16 protein-coding genes and 1 riboswitch are annotated in these 18,302 nt (G+C 70.3%); of the genes, 6 read left to right on the top strand and 10 right to left on the bottom strand.

Translation table 11 applies throughout. From position 1 onward, the window contains the following. Positions 1-16: 16 nt before the first annotated feature. Positions 17-162, bottom strand: a riboswitch (FMN riboswitch). A gap of 79 nt (positions 163-241) precedes the next feature. Together ACIQH8_RS02025 and ACIQH8_RS02020 are read right to left on the bottom strand one after the other, a co-directional pair. Beyond that, a complete protein-coding gene (locus ACIQH8_RS02025; protein WP_400994144.1) occupies positions 242-1,468 on the bottom strand; it encodes a hypothetical protein in 1,227 nt (408 codons plus the stop codon). Between the two features lie 69 nt (positions 1,469-1,537). Further along, complete coding sequence (locus tag ACIQH8_RS02020) at positions 1,538-2,548, bottom strand: sugar-binding transcriptional regulator (protein WP_400995676.1); 1,011 nt, start codon at positions 2,546-2,548, stop codon at positions 1,538-1,540. A gap of 120 nt (positions 2,549-2,668) precedes the next feature. On the opposite strand from ACIQH8_RS02020, the gene ACIQH8_RS02015 reads away from it, so the two are divergent. From ACIQH8_RS02015 to glpK, 3 genes are all read left to right on the top strand, one after another. After that, complete coding sequence (locus tag ACIQH8_RS02015) at positions 2,669-4,417, top strand: glycerol-3-phosphate dehydrogenase/oxidase (protein WP_400994141.1); 1,749 nt, start codon at positions 2,669-2,671, stop codon at positions 4,415-4,417. 134 nt (positions 4,418-4,551) lie between these two features. After that, positions 4,552-5,325: an MIP/aquaporin family protein gene (locus ACIQH8_RS02010; protein ID WP_400994138.1), complete on the top strand. Its 774-nt coding sequence runs from the start codon at positions 4,552-4,554 to the stop codon at positions 5,323-5,325. A gap of 59 nt (positions 5,326-5,384) precedes the next feature. Continuing rightward, positions 5,385-6,899, top strand: a complete 1,515-nt coding sequence (glpK, locus tag ACIQH8_RS02005; protein WP_400994135.1) for a glycerol kinase GlpK — start codon at positions 5,385-5,387, stop codon at positions 6,897-6,899. A gap of 63 nt (positions 6,900-6,962) precedes the next feature. Here glpK and ACIQH8_RS02000 read toward each other — a convergent pair whose 3' ends face one another. From ACIQH8_RS02000 to sdhC, 8 genes are all read right to left on the bottom strand, one after another. Then, positions 6,963-7,757, bottom strand: coding sequence for an HAD family hydrolase (locus tag ACIQH8_RS02000; protein WP_400994132.1), 795 nt, complete (start codon positions 7,755-7,757; stop codon positions 6,963-6,965). Next, on the bottom strand, positions 7,754-8,764 hold the full coding sequence (gene trpS / locus ACIQH8_RS01995) for a tryptophan--tRNA ligase (RefSeq protein ID WP_400994129.1): 1,011 nt from the start codon (positions 8,762-8,764) through the stop codon (positions 7,754-7,756). The genes ACIQH8_RS02000 and trpS overlap by 4 nt, the downstream gene beginning before the upstream one ends. 23 nt (positions 8,765-8,787) lie before the next feature. Further along, the gene (locus ACIQH8_RS01990) at positions 8,788-9,624 is read right to left on the bottom strand and encodes an exodeoxyribonuclease III (RefSeq protein WP_400994126.1); all 837 of its coding nucleotides are present in this window, start codon (positions 9,622-9,624) and stop codon (positions 8,788-8,790) included. 10 nt (positions 9,625-9,634) lie between these two features. Then, complete coding sequence (locus tag ACIQH8_RS01985; RefSeq protein WP_400994123.1) at positions 9,635-10,945, bottom strand: YhjD/YihY/BrkB family envelope integrity protein; 1,311 nt, start codon at positions 10,943-10,945, stop codon at positions 9,635-9,637. 138 nt (positions 10,946-11,083) lie between these two features. Further along, positions 11,084-11,842 carry a succinate dehydrogenase iron-sulfur subunit gene (locus ACIQH8_RS01980; protein WP_400994120.1) on the bottom strand — a complete coding sequence of 253 codons (759 nt, stop codon included), beginning with the start codon at positions 11,840-11,842 and terminating at the stop codon, positions 11,084-11,086. A 1-nt stretch (position 11,843) separates the two neighbouring features. Continuing rightward, positions 11,844-13,652, bottom strand: a complete 1,809-nt coding sequence (sdhA, locus tag ACIQH8_RS01975; protein WP_400994117.1) for a succinate dehydrogenase flavoprotein subunit — start codon at positions 13,650-13,652, stop codon at positions 11,844-11,846. Between the two features lie 7 nt (positions 13,653-13,659). After that, on the bottom strand, positions 13,660-14,106 hold the full coding sequence (locus ACIQH8_RS01970) for a succinate dehydrogenase hydrophobic membrane anchor subunit (RefSeq protein ID WP_400994114.1): 447 nt from the start codon (positions 14,104-14,106) through the stop codon (positions 13,660-13,662). Positions 14,107-14,116: 10 nt separating this feature from the next. Continuing rightward, positions 14,117-14,539: a succinate dehydrogenase, cytochrome b556 subunit gene (sdhC, locus tag ACIQH8_RS01965; RefSeq protein WP_400994111.1), complete on the bottom strand. Its 423-nt coding sequence runs from the start codon at positions 14,537-14,539 to the stop codon at positions 14,117-14,119. Between the two features lie 159 nt (positions 14,540-14,698). Here sdhC and ACIQH8_RS01960 point away from each other — a divergent pair, with 159 nt between their 5' ends. The 3 genes from ACIQH8_RS01960 to ACIQH8_RS01950 all read left to right on the top strand — a co-directional run bounded on the left by ACIQH8_RS01960 (position 14,699) and on the right by ACIQH8_RS01950 (position 18,168). Continuing rightward, entirely contained in the window at positions 14,699-15,817 is a 1,119-nt protein-coding gene (locus ACIQH8_RS01960; RefSeq protein ID WP_400994108.1) for a mannose-1-phosphate guanylyltransferase, read from the top strand. A 23-nt stretch (positions 15,818-15,840) separates the two neighbouring features. Beyond that, on the top strand, positions 15,841-16,899 hold the full coding sequence (locus ACIQH8_RS01955) for a BMP family protein (RefSeq protein ID WP_400994105.1): 1,059 nt from the start codon (positions 15,841-15,843) through the stop codon (positions 16,897-16,899). A gap of 171 nt (positions 16,900-17,070) precedes the next feature. Next, positions 17,071-18,168, top strand: coding sequence for a BMP family protein (locus tag ACIQH8_RS01950; RefSeq protein ID WP_400994102.1), 1,098 nt, complete (start codon positions 17,071-17,073; stop codon positions 18,166-18,168). Positions 18,169-18,302 lie beyond the last annotated feature (134 nt).

Here is an 18,302-nt window from a genome sequence, read left to right as displayed (position 1 = left end):
GCGCATGGCGTCGCCGACACGTGCTGCCTCCCATCCGGACTTTCACCGTCGGTACCGGAATTCCACCGGATCAACCGTTCGCGCGCGACCGGCTGGTCACGCACTCGCGGCTCGCGGACTTTCACCGCCGGTTCGGACTTGCACCGACCCCGGAGCACGTTACGTGTTCGATTGTAGGTCAACGCCCGAGTGCGGCGGATATTCCCCGCGTCCCGTGCACCGGCCGCGGTGCGCCGGGGCGTCAGCGACAGGCGGTCGAGGCCTGGATCTGCGCGTCGCTCGGCCGGCCGTACGCCTCGATGCCGGCACCGGGCAGGTCGTAGCCCATGCCGATGGCCCAGGCGGTGGCCCAGACCTCGTGGTCGCCCGAGAACTCGGGCCCGTCGAAGATCGTCGCGCACGCCTCGCGAAGGACCTGCAGGTGGCCGACCTCGTGGACGACGACGGCCTCGGCGTTCTCGTCGAACGACCACGCGTCCTCGATGCTGTGGGTCAGCGAGATGAGCCCCCATCCGTCGCCGTCCACGTCCTGGAAGAACTCCGCCGTGCCGGAGTAGTACCCGTCGCTGGAGTAGCCGCCGACCTCCTCCGCCCATTCGACGTCGAACGGCACGCCGAACGCGATCGACCTCGCGAACGCCTCGATCTCGCTCCGGATCGGGAACTCGGCCAGCCGTGCCACCTCGGCGGCGTGCGAGGCGCGCATCTCGTCGACCGCGGCGGTGAGGTCGGCGTAGCGGCTCGAGTCGCCCGACGAGATCGTCGGCGAATGACGGAGTGCGGCGATCGCCTCCTCGACGGCGACGCGCGAGGCGACGGTCGCCGAGGGGTTCTCCTCGACGGCGCTCGCGGCGCGCGCCTCGGTTCCGGCGATGAGCGCCTCGGTGGCGTCGGCGATCGCGAGGCTGCCCTCGGCGACGAGGTCGCGCGCGTCGGCATATCGAGCGGCGGCCGCCTCTCGCGAGGGAACGAGTTCGAGCATGCTCACGAGGTCGGCGTAGCGCTCCCAGGCCGGTGCGAACGACGCCGGGTCGCCCAGCGCGGCGATTCCCGGGCTCGCAGGCCGGTCGGCGATGACCTCCCGGGCCTCGTCGATGCTCGCCTGGAGACTCGCGCGATCCTCCTCGGCGACGAGGTCGCCGACGGCGATGCCGACCAGGGCGTCGCCGCGGTCGATCGCGCTCTCCGCGCGCTCGGCGGTCTCGCGGTAGTCGGTCGCGGCCTCGTCGAACGCGGCGTCGGCGGCGACCCAGGCGGGCCACGCCTCGGCGTGGACGGCGCTCGCGATGAGCTGGTGACCGACCGCCCACCCGGCGACGACGGCCGCGATGATGATCGCTCCGGCGAGCCCGCCGACTCGGCGGGGCGTACGGGGCGCCATCGGCGGGGTCGGGACCCTGACGAACTCGACCGGCGACTCGGCGAGCACGGCCGGTCCGGGCGTCGTCGTCTGGTCGGGGTCGTGCATCAGGTCTCCTCGCCCGCCCGCGCCGGCGGGCACGAGGGCAAACCTACCGCGACGAGTGCGAGCGCGGGATCACGATTCCATCCCGGCGACCCCCTCGACCAGTCGACGCGCCGTGCCCTCGTCGACGATGAGGTCGGTGATGAGCCCCGCCGCGAGCGCCCCCGTGAGTCCGGGCAGCTTCGCTCGGCCCGAGACCACGCAGATCCGCCTCGGGGCGCGGCGGAGCGTACCGAAGTCGGGCCCCGTCGCGCGGGAGTTCAGCGCGATGCCGTCGGTGGAGCCATCCGCTCGGTAGAAGACCGTGGCCACGTCGCCGACGACGCCGTCGCGCGAGAGGGCCTCGTAGTCGGCGCGCTCGAGGTAGCCCCCCTGGTAGACGTGGCTCGGCACCTCGGCGAAGGGCGAGCCGATGCCGAAGATCGCCACGTCCATCGACGCCTGCAGGTCGAGCAGTCGACGCGTGCTGCGTTCGCGCCAGAAGGCCTCCTTCGTGTCGGGGTCGTCGAAGAACGCCGGTACCGGGAACTGCTGGACGCGCGCGCCGAACGCGTCGCCGAAGCGGCGCAGCAGTTCCGAGGCGTACAGGATGCCGGTCGTCCGGAGGTTGCCGGCGCCGTTCAGCTGCACGATCTCGGAGTTGTGGGTCGCCTTCGGGGCGAGGTGGCGGCTCATCGCGCTCATGGTGGAGCCCCACGCGACGCCGATCGTCTGGTTCGAGTCGATGAACCGGCTGAGAATCCGTGCAGCCGAGAGGGCGACGCGCTCGAGCCGATCGACGTCGCTCGCGTGATCGGGCACGGGCACGACGTGCGCCGAGACCTCGTGCCGCTCGAGGATCTCCTGCTCGAGACGGCTCGGCAGGTCGAGCGGCGAGTGGATCGAGATCTCCACGAGCCCGGTCGCGCGGGCGTGGCTCAGCAGGCGCGAGACCGAGGATCGCGAGGTGTGCAGCTCCTTCGCGATGGCGTCCATCGTGAGGTCCTGCAGGTAGTACAGGTGGGCCGCGCGCAGCGCGTCCCGCGTCTTCCCGGTCGGCAGTTCGTGCCCCGTCGTCGGGCCTGCGGCATCCGTCACGACCATCTCGTCTCCTCTTGCACGTTTGTTCATGTGGCTTGCAAACATGTTCATCGCTGCCACGATGTATTCATCCACAGCCGGGGACTCCACGCAACCCGGCGTGACCAGCTCGAAAGGACAGCGATGTCGCCCACCACGTCGCCGACGACGAACCGCCCCACGCCCGCTCCCGGCACTCGTGCGGAGATCTCCGCGCTGCGCGCCCGACCCACCGCCGAGGTCGTGATCATCGGCGGCGGCATCAACGGCATCGCCACGTTCCGCGACCTCGCCCTCCAGGGCGTCGACGTCGTGCTCGTCGAGCGCGACGACTTCGTGTCGGGCGCATCCTCGGCGTCGAGCCACATGATCCACGGCGGCATCCGCTACCTCGAGAACGGCGAGTTCCGTCTCGTGCAGGAATCCGTCCAGGAGCGCAACGGCCTGCTCCGCATCGCCCCGCACTACGTCAAGCCGCTCCGCACGACCGTCCCGATCTTCTCGACCTTCTCCGGGATCCTCTCGGCGCCGCTGCGCTTCCTCACCCATAAGCAGGGCGCGCCCACGGAACGCGGCGCCGCGCTCATCAAGGCCGGCCTCACGATCTACGACGCGTTCTCCCGTGACGGCGGTTCGGTGCCGCGGCACCGCTTCCTCGGTGCGAAGAAGTCGCTCGGCGAACTGCCCGCGCTGAATCCGGGCCTGAAGTACACCGCCACCTACTACGACGCGAGCATGCACGATCCTGAGCGCCTGGCCCTCGACGTGCTGCACGACGGGCTCGCCGCCGGCCCGCACGCACGGGCTGCGAACGCGCTCGAGGCGGTCGGGCTCGGCGCCGGCGGCGTCCGCGTGCGGGACGGGCTCACGGGCGAGGAGTTCGACATCGCCGCTGACGTCGTCGTCAACACGTCCGGCCCCTGGACCGACCTCACCAACGCGCAGCTCGGCCGCGACACGCGCTTCATGGGCGGAACCAAGGGTTCGCACATCGTGCTCGAGAACGACGAGCTCCTCGCCGCCACCGGCGGCCGCGAGATCTTCTTCGAGCACGAGGACGGCCGCATCGTGCTCATCTACCCGCTGAAGGGCCGGGTCATGGTGGGCACGACCGACCTCGAGCACGACATGCGGACGCCGGCCGTGTGCACCGAGGAGGAGGTCGACTACTTCTTCGACCTCGTCGCGCACGTTTTCCCAGGCATCCGGGTCGACCGCTCGCAGATCGTGTTCCGGTTCTCCGGGGTGCGGCCGCTGCCGCGCCACGACGACACCCAGCCCGGCTTCGTCAGCCGCGACTACCGCATCGAACGGGCGGATGTCCCCGAGCGCCCGGGCACGGTCCTGCTGAGCCTCGTCGGCGGCAAGTGGACCACGTTCCGCGCGCTCGCCGAGCACCTCGCGGACGACGTGCTCGAACTCGTCGGCCGTGATCGCGTCCGGTCGACGAAGGGCCTGCCGATCGGCGGCGGCGCCGGGTACCCGACGACGGATGCCGCGCGGCTGGTGTGGATCGTCGGACACGGCGACGGCGTGGGGCGGGAGCGGGCCGAGCAACTGCTGGAGCGCTACGGCACCCGCGCGGAGCGGATCATCGAGGCGATCGAGGATGCCGCCGAGACGCCGCTCGCGGACGCGCCCGGGTACTCACGCGAGGAGATCGCCTGGCTCGCCGCGAACGAGCGCGTCGTGCACCTCATCGACGTGGTGCTCCGCCGCACGAGCCTGGCGTTCACGGGCGCAGTGACCGGGCCGCTGCTCGACGAGCTCGCCGACGTCGTCGGCGGTGTCCTCGGCTGGGATGCCGCGACCCGCGCCGCCGAGGTCCGCGACGCGCGGACCGTGCTCGTCGAGCGTCACGGCGTCCGACTGGGGGAGCTCGCCGCCCGCTGAAATCTGCACGGATGTGCACGCGGATCCGCCGATGATCGGCGGATTCCGCGGGTACGTTTCATCCGGGCCGCTCCGTTGCGGCCCACCCGGGCGACCCGCCCCCGGGCCGCCCGGCCCTACCCAGAAAGGTCAACGTGGACAATCTCGGAGTGCTGTTCCTCTCGGAACTCGTCGGAACCGCCATGCTCGTGCTGCTCGGCTGCGGCGTCGTGGCGAACGTCGCCCTGGCGAAGAACAAGGGCTTCAACGGCGGGTTCCTCATGGTGAACATCGGCTGGGGCCTCGCGGTCTTCGCCGGCGTCATCGTCGCCTACGCATCGGGCGCGCACATCAACCCCGCCGTCACCCTCGGGCTCGTCGCCAACGGCGCGACCGAGTTCGGCAACCCGGCGTTCGGAACCACCGTGCCCGTCACGATCGTCAGCGTCCTGACGTTCATCGGCGCGCAGCTGATCGGCGCGATCCTCGGTGCCATCATCGTCTGGCTCGGATACAAGCAGCACTTCGACGCCGAGCCGGAGAGCGCGACGAAGCTCGCGGTCTTCTCGACCGGTCCCGCCATCCGCTCGTACGGGTGGAACCTCGTGACCGAGATCATCGGCACCTTCGTGCTGGTCTTCGTCGTCATCGGCTTCGGCCGCAACGGCGACGCGTCCGGCCTCGCGGCGCTCGGCGCACTGCCCGTGGCCCTGCTGGTCATCGGTATCGGCGCCTCCCTCGGCGGCCCGACCGGATACGCGATCAACCCGGCCCGCGACCTGGGTCCGCGCATCGCGCACGCCATCCTCCCGATCGCCGGCAAGGGCCGCAGCGACTGGGGCTACTCCTGGGTCCCGATCGTCGGCCCGATCATCGGCGGCGTGCTCGCCGGCCGGGCGGCGCTCGTCGCGCTCCCGGTCCTCGGCTGAGCCGCGGCATCCGGCCAGCTCACCACCACCCACCACACTGACAGCAACGGAGTTCTCAGATGGCTGACTACGTCCTCGCGATCGACCAGGGCACGACCTCGTCGCGCGCGATCATCTTCGACAAGTCCGGCTCGATCGTCTCGACCGGGCAGCTCGAGCACGAGCAGATCTTCCCGAAGGCCGGATGGGTCGAGCACGACCCCAAGGAGATCTGGGCCAACACCCGCGAGGTGATCGGGCAGGCACTCGGCAAGGCCGACCTGACCCGCCACGACATCGCCGCGGTCGGCATCACCAACCAGCGCGAGACCGCCGTCGTGTGGGACCGCACGACCGGCGAGCCGGTCTACAACGCGATCGTCTGGCAGGACACGCGTACCCAGGACATCGTCGACCGTCTCGCGGCCGACGGCGGGGTCGAGCGCTTCAAGGCGAAGGTCGGCCTGCCGCTCGCGACGTACTTCTCGGGCACGAAGATCGTCTGGATCCTCGAGAACGTGCCGGGCGCTCGCGAGAAGGCCGAGGCGGGCGACCTGATCTTCGGCACCACCGACACATGGGTGCTGTGGAACCTCACCGGCGGCGTCGACGGCGGCGTGCACGCAACGGATGTCACCAACGCGAGCCGCACGCTCTTCATGGACCTCGAGACCCTCGAGTGGGACGACGAGATCCTCGGGATCTTCGGTGTGCCGCGTTCGATGCTCCCCGAGATCAAGTCCTCCTCCGAGGTCTACGGCGCCGTCGAGTCGTCGAGCCTCCTCCGGGAGACGCCCATCGCCGGCATCCTCGGCGACCAGCAGGCCGCGACGTTCGGACAGGCCGCCTTCGCGGCCGGCGAGGCGAAGAACACGTACGGCACGGGCAACTTCCTGATCTTCAACACGGGCGAGGAGATCGTCCACTCGAAGAACGGCCTGCTCACGACCGTCGGCTATAAGCTCGGCGACCAGCCCGTGCACTACGCCCTCGAGGGCTCGATCGCCGTGACCGGGTCGCTCGTGCAGTGGCTGCGCGACAACCTCGGCATCATCTCCTCCGCCCCCGAGGTCGAGGAGCTCGCGAAGTCCGTCGAGGACAACGGCGGCGCGTACTTCGTGCCGGCGTTCTCGGGGCTCTTCGCCCCGTACTGGCGTCCGGACGCGCGCGGTGCGCTCGTGGGCCTGACCCGCTACGTGAACAAGGGGCACATCGCGCGGGCGGCGCTCGAGGCCATCGCGTTCCAGACGCGCGACGTCGTGGAAGCCGTGAACGCCGATGCGGGGATCGATCTCACGGAGCTGCGCGTGGACGGCGGCGCGACGGCCAACGACACGCTGCTGCAGTTCCAGGCCGACATCCTCGGCGTGCCCGTCGTGCGCCCGGTCGTCGCCGAGACGACCGCGCTCGGCGCGGCCTACGCCGCGGGACTCGCGGTCGGCTTCTGGGCCGACCTCGACGACCTCGCGAAGAACTGGCAGGAGGACCGTCGCTGGGAGCCGGCGATGGACGAGGCCGAGCAGGGGCGCCTCGTGCGCAACTGGAAGAAGGCCGTCACGAAAACCCTCGACTGGGTCGACGACGACGTGCGTTGACGCGAGCGGGATGACACGGGCCGGGCGCGCGGGACGGCGCCCGGCCCGCTTCCGTGCTCGGGGCTACTCGACCGCCAGCCGTTCCGCGAGCAGGGGCGCGAGCTCGGCGAGCGTGCGGATCTCGAGCACGCCCGCCGCCGTGGCATCCGTCGCCTCCGGTTCGTCCGGTCGCTCGCCCGACCGGTTGATCCAGACGCCGACGAGCCCTGCCTCCGCCGCGCCGATCGCATCCGTGCGGAGACGGTCGCCGATGTACGCCGCCCGCGAGACGGCGGCGTCGGCCGCGAAGCGCGCGACCGCGACCTCGAAGATGCGCCGGTCGGGCTTGGTCACTCCCTCGGCACCGGATGCCACGAGGTGCTCGATCCGGCCCGGATGTCCGACCTCGAGCCCGAGCCGCACGAGCTTGGCGAGCTGGAAGTCGGGTTCGCCGTTCGTGATGATGCCGAACCGCACGCCGGGCAGCGCGGCCTCGATCGCGTCGAACGCGGGCAGGACGTCATCGTGCAGGGCCCAGGACTCGCGGTACCGCTCGAAGTAGCGAGTGAACCAGGCGCCGGCCGACTCGTCGTCGAGCGGGTCGCCGTGCGCGAGCGCGAATTCGGCCGCGCGCGCCCGCCGTTGCCCCTCGAACGTCAGCTCGCCCGCGAGGTACGCGTGATAGTGGCGCTCCTCGAGCTCGTGCCACAGCGCCTGCGCGGCGACGACGCCGTCCGCGTCCGCCGGGTAGCCGCGTTCCCGCAGGTGCAGCACGATGCCCGCGGCGACCGCCTCGCGGTGCGCCATGAGCGTGTCGTCGAGGTCGAACAGCACGACCGGGCGACCGGCGACCGCCTCGTGACGCTCCACGGCCGTCACGCCCGGCGCAGGAATCCGACCCGGTCGTAGACGGTCGCGAGCGTGCGCTCGGCGCGCTCCGACGCCTTCCCGGCGCCGATCGCGAGCAGCCGGTCGAGTTCGGCCGGGTCCTGCATGAGCTCCAGCGTGCGTTCCCGGATCGGGGCGACGCGCTCGACCACGACGTCGGCGAGGTCCTTCTTCAGGTCGCCGTAGCCCTTGCCGTCGTACTCGGCCTCGAGCTCGGGGATCGAGCGGCCCGTGACCGTCGCGTAGATGTCGAGGAGGTTCGCGATGCCGGGCTTGGCCTTCGGGTCGTAGCGGATCTCGCGCTCGGTGTCGGTCACCGCGCTCCGGATGCGCTTGGCGATCACCTTCGGGTCGTCCATGAGGTTGATGAGTCCGTTGGGGCTCACGGCCGACTTCGACATCTTGGAGGTGGGCTCCTGGAGGTCGTAGATGCGAGCCGACTCCTTCGGGATCATCGCCTCGGGCACGACGAACGTGTCGCCGTACCGCGAGTTGAAGCGACCGGCGAGGTCGCGCGTGAGCTCGAGGTGCTGGCGCTGGTCGTCGCCCACGGGCACCAGGTGCGTGCCGTAGAGCAGGATGTCGGCGGCCATGAGCACCGGGTAGGTGAAGAGCCCGACCGTGGTCGACTCGGCCCCGTAGCGCGCCGACTTGTCCTTGAACTGCGTCATGCGGCTCGCCTCGCCGAAGCCCGTGAGGCTGCCGAGCACCCACGCGAGCTCGGTGTGGGCGGGCACGTGCGACTGCACGAACAGCGTCGACCGTGCCGGGTCGACGCCCGCCGCCAGGTACTGGGCGGCGGTGCGGCGGGTGGCCTCGCGCAGCGTCGCAGGGTCCTGCGTCACCGTGATCGCGTGCAGGTCGACGACGCAGTAGATCGGGTCGTGGTCCTCCTGCAGCGCGACCCAGTTCACCAGGGCGCCGAGGTAGTTGCCGAGGTGGAGCGACTCGCCGGACGGCTGCATGCCGGAGAAGACGACGGGGCGTGCGGTGTTCATCGTGGTGTTGAGGTCCTTCGGTCTCAGATGGCGTAGTCGACGACGACGGGAGCGTGGTCGGACCATCGCTCGTCGTACGCGTCGGCCCGGTCGACGGCGTACGAGACCATCGCGGAGGCGAGCGCCGGGGTCGCGAGTTGGTAGTCGATGCGCCATCCGGTGTCGTTGTCGAACGCCTTGCCGCGCCACGACCACCACGTGTACGGCCCGGGCACCTCACCCGCGGCGCGGCGGCCGAGGTCGACCCAGCCGAACCCGGCGCCGGCGTTGTAGCCCTCCTCGCCCTCGGCGCCCATGAACCGGTCGAAGTACGCGCGCTCCTCGGGGAGGAACCCGGCGCGCTTGACGTTGCCCTTCCAGTTCTTGATGTCGAGCGTGCGGTGGCCCACGTTCAGGTCGCCGACGACCACGGCCAGCTCGTGCGTCGCGAGCTCCGACATCCGCTCGCTCATCGCATCGAGGAACCGGTACTTCTCGACCTGCTTCTCGGTCTCGGCCTCGCCGGACGGCACGTAGCAGCTGACCACGGTGACGATCCGGTCGTTCACCTCGTAGTCGGCCTCGAGCCAACGGCCGGCGGTGTCGTGGTCCTCCGCGCCGAGCTCGACGCGGTGGATGCTCGCACCCGCACGGCTCGCGATCGCGACGCCCGCGCGGCCCTTCGCGGTCGCGGGGTCGTGCAGGATGCTCCACTCGTCGCCGAGCAGCGCCGCGAGGTCGTCGGTCGACGCCCGCACCTCCTGCATCGCGAGGATGTCGACGTCGCGCGCGGCCAGCCAGGCGCCCATGCCGCGGCGGAACGCCGCCCGGACCCCGTTCACATTGGCGCTGACGATCCGGAGCGGGGAGGGCGAGGGCATGCCTACGATCCTAGGTGCTGCCACCCCCACGGCCGTTCCCGCTCAGCCAGGGGTGCGGCTTCGTCGGCGGCAGGGGCGGGGCGGATGCCTCGAGCTCGTCGAGGTCGCGCCGAGCCTTCGCCAGGCGGCGGCCGGCAGGCATCCGTTCGAACCAGCGCGCCGACTCGGCCGCCGCGAGCGACTGCCGGACGCGCACCCGCGCCGCGGTGAGGAGCGCCTCGTACTCGCGCTGGCGACGCTCCGCCTCGAGCTGTGCGGCGGTCACCCGACGCAACGACTCGTTCCGGTCCGCGGCCTCGACGGCGATCCAGGCGGCGGCGACCAGGATGATGATGCTCGCGATGCGGAACCACAGCAGCAGCGCCACGATCACCGTGAAGGTCGCGAGCAGCGGGTTGCTGCCGGCCCACGACAGCACCCACCCGCCGAGCATCTGCAGCACGCTGAGCGCGGCGGAACCGAGCAGCGAGCCGGTCCACATCCGACGCCACGGCATCTCGGCGCCCGACAGGAAGCGGAACATCACCGCGAGCGCGAGCGTGTCGATGACGAACACGATGACGATCGCACCGAACTGGAGCCCGACCCGGACCGCCGGCGACTCCGTCGTGAGGTCGATGCCCAGCAGGCCGAAGATCCAGTCGAGGAATCCGGTGGCGACGATGGAGAGGACCGCCGCGACGAGGATGGCGACGCCGAACATGAACGCCGCGGCGAAGTCCCGCGCCTTCAGGTACAGGTACGCCCGGTCGTCCTTGGGCAGCAGGAAGATGCTGCGCACGGCCATGCGGGCGTAGGTCACCCAGCCGATGGCCGTCCAGATCAGGCCGCCGAGCGCGACCGCGCCCGTCCAGCCGAACAGGCTCGTGCTCGCGGTCGCCGCCGCCTGGAGGTCCTCGGTGCTGATGACCCCGTCGGGGCCGACGAGGCCGGGCGCGTAGGTGTTGATGAGCAGCAGCAGCGCATTCAGCGTCTCCGTGTTCCCGAGCAACCAGATGCCCGCGACGGCGAAGACGATGTACACCGCCGCGAACACGGCGAAGAGCGACTGGTAGCTCATCCCCGCCGTCAACAGGAAGCCGTTGCGGGCGAGGAAGTGCCGCCACACGCGCACGGGGAAGAGCGCCATCGTGCGCTGGGTGAGCCGTTCCATGCGCGTGATCGGCTCGTCGAACCGTTCGCGCAGCGGTGCGCTCGCTGCCTCGAACCGCTCGCGCACGCGCGCCGTCGCCGTCGATTCGGGCACGGACGGCCCGTCGGCCACCGATGCGACGTCCGTGCGCGCCGACGCGGTGCCGCGCCCCCGATCGCGATCGCTCACACGCTCACCCTAGCGACCGGATGCCGCGCCGCGAGTCGGTGCGTCGGCGCCGAATCCGGCGCGCCGCCGCGGAATCCGCACCGGGACGGCGGAGGGGCCGGCGCTCGCGCACCGGCCCCTCCGCCTCACGGCCCCCTGTCAGGGCTTGCCGCGCATGATGGCCTGCTTGACCTCGGCGATCGCCTTGGTCACCTCGATGCCGCGGGGGCACGCGTCGGTGCAGTTGAAGGTCGTACGGCAGCGCCAGACGCCCTCCTTGTCATTCAGGATGTCGAGGCGCACCTTCGCCTCCTCGTCGCGCGAGTCGAAGATGAAGCGGTGCGCGTTCACGATCGCCGCCGGGCCGAAGTACTGGCCGTCGGTCCAGAACACCGGGCACGACGAGGTGCACGCGGCGCAGAGGATGCACTTCGTGGTGTCGTCGAAGCGGGCGCGTTCGGCGACCGACTGCACGCGCTCCTTGCCCGCGGCGGGGGCTGAGCCGGCCTGGAGGAACGGCTGCACCTCGCGGTAGCTCGCGAAGAACGGCTCCATGTCGACGACGAGGTCCTTCTCGAGCGGAAGGCCCTTGATCGCCTCGACGTAGATGGGCTTCGTGATGTCGAGGTCCTTGATGAGCGTCTTGCACGCGAGCCGGTTGCGGCCGTTGATGCGCATCGCGTCGGACCCGCAGATGCCGTGAGCGCACGAACGGCGGAAGGTCAGCGAGCCGTCCTGCTCCCACTTGATCTTGTGGAGGGCGTCGAGCACGCGGTCGGTGGCGTACATCTCGACGTCGAAGTCCTGCCAGCGCGGCTCGGCGTCGACCTCGGGGTCGAAGCGGCGGATCAGGAAGGTGACGGTGAACGACTTCGTCGCGGCATCCGTCGACGTCGTCTCGAGCGTGGCGGTCGTCACGTCAGTACTTCCTCTCCATCGGCTGGTATCGGGTGATCGTCACCGGCTTCCAGTCGAGCCGGATGTGGTCGGAGGCGACCGACGAGTGGGCGTCGCCCGACAGGTAGGCCATCGTGTGCTGCATGAACTTCTCGTCGTCGCGGTTCGGGAAGTCGTCGCGCATGTGGCCCCCGCGGCTCTCCTCGCGGTTGCGGGCGGAGGCGACGACGACCTCGGCGAGGTCGAGGAGGAAGCCGAGCTCGACCGCCTCGAGGAGGTCGGTGTTGAAGCGCTTCCCCTTGTCTTGCACGGCGATGTTCCGGTAGCGGTCGCGGAGGCCCGCGATGACCTCGGCGACGTGGTCGAGCGACTCGCTCGTGCGGAACACCTGCGCGCCCTTGTCCATCTCGTCCTGGAGCTCCTTGCGGATCGCGGCGATCCGCTCGGTGCCGTTCGAGTCGCGGAGCGTCTCGAGCAGGCGGCGCACGCCGGCGGCCGGGTCGTCGGGCAGGGGAGTGAAGTCGACGCCCGAGTTGACGTACTCGACCGCGTTGCGGCCGGCGCGCTTGCCGAAGACGTTGATGTCGAGCAGCGAGTTCGTGCCGAGGCGGTTCGAACCGTGCACCGAGACGCACGCGCACTCGCCCGCGGCGTAGAGGCCGGGGACGACCGTCGTGTTGTCGCTCAGGACCTCGGCGTTCACGTTCGTCGGGATGCCGCCCATCGCATAGTGCGCCGTCGGCATGACCGGCACGGGCTCGTACACCGGGTCGACGCCCAGGTACGTGCGTGCGAACTCCGTGATGTCGGGGAGCTTCGTCTCGAGGACCTCCGCGCCGAGGTGCGTGCAGTCGAGCAGGACGTAGTCCTTGTCGGGGCCGGCGCCGCGGCCCTCCGCGACCTCCTGCACCATGCACCGCGCCACGATGTCGCGAGGCGCGAGGTCCTTGATGGTCGGTGCGTACCGCTCCATGAACCGCTCGCCGGAGGCGTTGCGGAGGATGGCGCCCTCGCCGCGGGCGCCTTCCGTGAGCAGGATGCCGAGGCCAGCGAGGCCGGTCGGGTGGAACTGGAAGAACTCCATGTCCTCCAGCGGGAGGCCCTTGCGCCAGATGATGCCGACGCCGTCGCCGGTCAGCGTGTGCGCGTTCGAGGTCGTCTTGTAGATCTTGCCGAATCCGCCGGTCGCGAAGATCACGGCCTTCGCCTGGAAGACGTGGAGCTCGCCCGTTGCGAGCTCGTACGCGACGACGCCCGACGGCTTCTGAACGCCGTCGACCTCGGTCATGACGAGGTCGAGCGCGTAGTACTCGTTGTAGAACTCGATGCCGAGCTTCACGCAGTTCTGGAACAGCGTCTGCAGGATCATGTGGCCGGTCCGGTCGGCCGCGTAGCAGGCGCGACGCACGGGCGCCTTGCCGTGGTCGCGCGTGTGCCCGCCGAACCGTCGCTGGTCGATCTTGCCGTCGGGCGTCCGGTTGAAGGGCAGGCCCATGTTCTCGAGGTCGATGACCGCGTCGATGGCCTCCTTCGCCAGGATCTCCGCGGCGTCCTGGTCGACCAGGTAGTCGCCGCCCTTGATCGTGTCGAAGGTGTGCCACTCCCAGCTGTCCTCCTCGACGTTCGCGAGCGCCGCGGCCATGCCGCCCTGCGCCGCGCCCGTGTGGGACCGCGTCGGGTAGAGCTTCGAGATGACGGCCGTCTTGGCGCCGGGCCCGGCCTCGATCGCCGCCCGCATGCCCGCGCCGCCGGCGCCGACGATGACGATGTCGTACTGGTGGTAGTGGACGCCGTCGACGACCGTCGTCTCGACGTGGTTCTCGCTGGTCACGTGTCTCCTATGCGGCGGGGCAGAACGAGGGGAGCAGCTCGGCGGGCGAGCCTGCGGGGCACGGGTCGAAGGTGAAGACCACGAGCGTGCCGAGGACGAGCAGCACGATCGTGGAGAGGAGCAGCGCGCCCTTCAGGATGCGCTGAACGGTGCCCGGGTTCGTGTAGTCGCTGACGATGGTCCGCATGCCGTTCGCGCCGTGGATCAGCGCGAGCCAGAGCATCAGCACGTCCCACCACTGCCAGAACGGGTCGGCCCACTTGCCGCCGACGAAGCCGAAGTCGATAGCCTTCACACCCTCGCCGACCATGAGGTTGACGAAGAGGTGGCCGAAGACGAGGACGATCAGCACGACGCCGGAGGCGCGCATGTAGATCCAGCCCCACTTCTCGAGGTTGACGCCGCGCTTGGACGCGGGGCGAGCGGGGGTGCGCGGGGATTCGATGACGGTCATCTCTGCGCTCCTAGTGGCTGAAGACGTTCATGAGGTGCCGGGGCACGAAGCCGAGCATCGTGACGACCCAGAGCGCGATCACGACGTAGAAGAGGACCTTCTGGTTGCGGGTCGCCCACGACCAGAAGTCGACGAGGATGACGCGCAGGCCGTTGAACGCGTGGAACACGATCGCACCGACGAGTGCGACCTCGCCGAGGCCCATGATCGGCGTCTGGTACGTGCCGATGACGGCGTTGTAGGCCTCGGGGCTCAAGCGCACGAGCGCGGTGTCGAGGATGTGCACCAGGAGGAAGAAGAAGATCGCCACCCCGGTGATGCGGTGCAGCACCCACGACCACATGCCCTCGCGGCCGCGATAGAGCGTGCCGCCCGGCTTCTGCTTCGCCGGCTTCTCGGGTGCGATCGGGGTCCGTGTCGTCGTTGCTGACATGGACGTCCCTCCTGGCGGTGTGCGTCGCCCGACTGCGGGCATGACGGGACCGATGGCCCGGGTCCGAGTCTAGTGCGCCCGCGGACGTGCTCCGGTTCGCCGTCGTGGCGAGGGAACCGCGGACGGTTGTCCGGGGTGGCCCGCGGCTATCCTGATCGGATGCGACAGGCTCCACTCGACCGCTTCTACAGCGTCATCCCCGCCGGCGGCGTGGGGTCCAGGCTCTGGCCGCTCTCGCGGGCCGACGCGCCGAAGTTCCTGCACGACCTCACCGGTTCCGGGCAGACGCTGCTCCGCGACACGTGGGACCGGCTGGTGCCGCTCTCGGGTGATCAGCGGATCATGATCGTGACGGGCCGAGCCCATCGCGCGGCGGTCGAGGCGCAGCTGCCCGAGCTCGCCGACGAGAACATCGTGCTCGAGAGCGAACCTCGCGACTCCACTGCGGCGATCGGCCTGGCCGCGGCGATCCTCGAACGACGCGAGCCGGGCGTGATCGTCGGCTCGTTCGCCGCCGACCACGTCATCTCCGGTTCCGCGCTCTTCCGCGATGCGGTCACCTCGGCGGTCGCCGCCGCCGATGCGGGCTACATCACCACCATCGGCATCACGCCGACCGAGCCCGCCGTCGGGTTCGGGTACATCGAGTGCGGCGATCCGCTGGACGTCCCGGGCGCGGGCGAGGTCACGTCGGTGTCGAGCTTCGTCGAGAAGCCCGACCTCGAGACCGCGCGCGCCTATCTCGAGGGCGGACGCCACCTCTGGAACGCCGGCATGTTCATCGCCCGCGCCGACCGGCTGCTCGAAGAGCTCGCGCGCACCGAGCCCGAGCTCCACGCGGGCCTCGTCGAGCTGGCGGAGGCGTGGGACGACCCCGAGGCGCGTGGCCCGGCGGTCGACCGCATCTGGCCGACGCTCGCGAAGATCGCGATCGACTACTCGGTGGCCGAGCCGGCCGCGGCCCGCGGTCGCCTCGCGGTCGTGCGCGCCCACTTCCAGTGGGACGACGTCGGCGACTTCGCCTCGCTGGCGAAGCTGAACACCGCAGGACGTTCCGGCGAGCTCGCGATCCTCGGAGAGCACGCGCGGGTCCTCTCGGACGCGTCCAGCGGGATCGTCGTCAGCCGCGCCGACCGGGTCATCAGCCTGATCGGTGTCAAGGATATCGTCGTCGTGGACACGCCCGACGCACTGCTCGTGACGACGAGCGAGCACGCGCAGCGGGTGAAGGCCGTCGTGGACGCGCTGCGCCTCGGCGGGTCGAGCGACGTGCTGTAGGCACGGAAAGGGTGGTCGGGCGGATGTCGCTGCGACGGGTCGTCACGTTCGGGGCCGCACTGGTCGCGGCATCCGCACTGCTCGCCGGCTGCGCGCCGGCACCCGAGGTCGGAGGCGTCGATGATGCCGCGGGGTGCGTGCGCATGGTCACGAACTCCGGCGGACTCGAGGACCGCTCGTTCAACCAGTCGAGCTGGGAGGGCCTCCAGCAGGCCGAGGACGAGCTCGGCGTGGAGGCGGAGGCCCTCGTGTCGACGAGCGAGACCGACCTCGCACCGAACGTCCGCCAGGCGGTCGATTCCGGGTGCGCCCTCGTCGTCACCGTGGGGTGGGAACTCGCCGAGGCGACGCTCGCGGAGGCCGAGTCGAACCCCGAGGTCTCGTTCGCGATCGTCGACGAGACGGTGGACGCCGAGAACGTCAAGCCCGTGGTCTTCGACACCGCGCAGGCGTCCTTCCTCGCCGGCTACCTCGCGGCGGGGGTGTCGAAGACCGGGGTCGTCGCCACCTTCGGGGGCGGGAACCAGCCGCCGGTGACCCTCTTCATGGACGGGTTCGTCGACGGCGTCGCCAGGTACAACGAGGTGCACGGCACGAGCGTGCGGGCGCTGGGCTGGAACACGGACGAGCAGGACGGCTCGTTCACGGGGGACTTCGAGGACATCAACAAGGGCAAGGTGCTCGCCGAGGGGTTCATCGACCAGGGCGCCGACGTCATCCTCCCGGTCGCGGGACAGGTGGGCGAGGGCGCGGCGGCCGCCGCGGTCGAGCACGGGTCGACGTCGGTCATCTGGGTCGACAGCGACGGCTACGAGACGCTGCCCGCGGAGTTCCGGCCCGTGATCCTGACGAGCGTGCTGAAGAACACGCAGCAGGCGATGGTCGAGATCGTCGGCGCCGTCCAGGACGGCGCCTTCACGAGCGAACCGTACGTCGGCACGCTCGAGAACGGCGGCGTCGAGATCGCGCCGTACCACGATCTCGAGTCGCTCGTCACGCCCGACCTGCAGGGCGAGATCGAGGGGCTGCGCCAGGCGATCATCGCGGGGGAACTGGTGGTGGACTCGCCGTCGGCGCCGTGAGCGACCCCTGCTCGGGGGTGCCTCGCGAGTGCTCATATGAGCAGAATGTCGCGGGTTCATAACCTTTGCCCGATCCGGGTCGGAGGGCCGATGGCGCCGATCGAAACATTGGGTAACGTGACCTCACGGTCCCCGCGATCGTTCGGGGTGCACTGTCTTTTGGAGGACACTGTGACGTTCACGTTCAAGAAGGCCGCCGTCGGCGGCCTCGCGACCATCGGCGCGGTCGCACTGCTCGCAGGTTGCGCGTCGGCTCCCGAGGAGACCGACGGCGGCGGCGGCGAGGCGCTCGACTACCTGCCCTGCATGGTCTCCGACGCCGGTGGCTTCGACGACAAGTCGTTCAACCAGCTCGGAGCCGAGGGCCTGGACCGCGCGGCCGAGGAGCTCGGCGTGGAGGCCAAGAAGGTCGAGTCCGCGGCCGAGACCGACTACGCCTCGAACCTTCAGAGCCTCGTCGACCAGGGCTGCAACACGATCGTGACGGTCGGCTTCCTGCTCGCGCCGGCGGCCCTCGAGTCGGCGACCGCGAACCCCGACCTCGAGTACGTCTCGATCGACGACACCGTCGACCAGGACTTCAACGGCGAGACCGACGCGCCGAACATCAAGCCGATCATCTTCGACACGGCGCAGGCGGCGTTCCTCGCGGGCTACCTGTCGGCCGGCATGAGCGAGACCGGTGCCGTCGGCACGTACGGCGGCATCAACATCCCGACCGTGTCGATCTTCATGGACGGCTTCGCCCAGGGCGTCGAGTACTACAACGACGAGAACGGCACCGACGTCAAGGTGCTCGGTTGGGACCGCGAGGCGCAGGACGGCTCGTTCACCGGCGGCTTCGAGGCGAACGACACCGCCCGCCAGGTCGCCCAGGGTCTCATCGACCAGAACATCGACGTGCTGCTGCCCGTCGGCGGCCCGATCTACCAGTCGGGCGCCGCGGCGATCCGCGACTCCGGCCGTGACATCATGCTGCTCGGCGTCGACGCCGACGTGTACGAGACCGACCCGTCGGTCGGCGACCTGCTCCTGACCTCGATCCGCAAGGGCATCGACGTCGGTGTCGAGGACGCGATCGTCTCGGCCGGCAACGGCGAGTTCGACCCGGCGCCGTTCATCGGCACGCTCGAGAACGAGGGCGTCGGCCTCGCGCCGTTCCACGACTTCGAGGACGCGGTTCCGGCCGACCTGGCCTCGAAGCTCGACGAGCTCCAGCAGATGATCATCGACGGCGACATCACCGTCGAGTCCTACCTGGCCGGCTGAGCCGAGCCCGTTCGCGGAGGGAGGCCGGTGCTGCACCGGCCTCCCTTCCGGCATTTCCGGGCGCTGCTGCGCACGCCCGCCAACATCTGAGCAGTTCGGGACGCTCATCGGCGCACTTCGGCGCACGACCGCTG

The sequence above is a fragment of the Agromyces sp. GXQ0307 genome, from assembly GCF_044769845.1.
Lineage (GTDB): Bacteria > Actinomycetota > Actinomycetes > Actinomycetales > Microbacteriaceae > Agromyces.
This window is presented reverse-complemented; position numbering and strand designations above follow the sequence as displayed.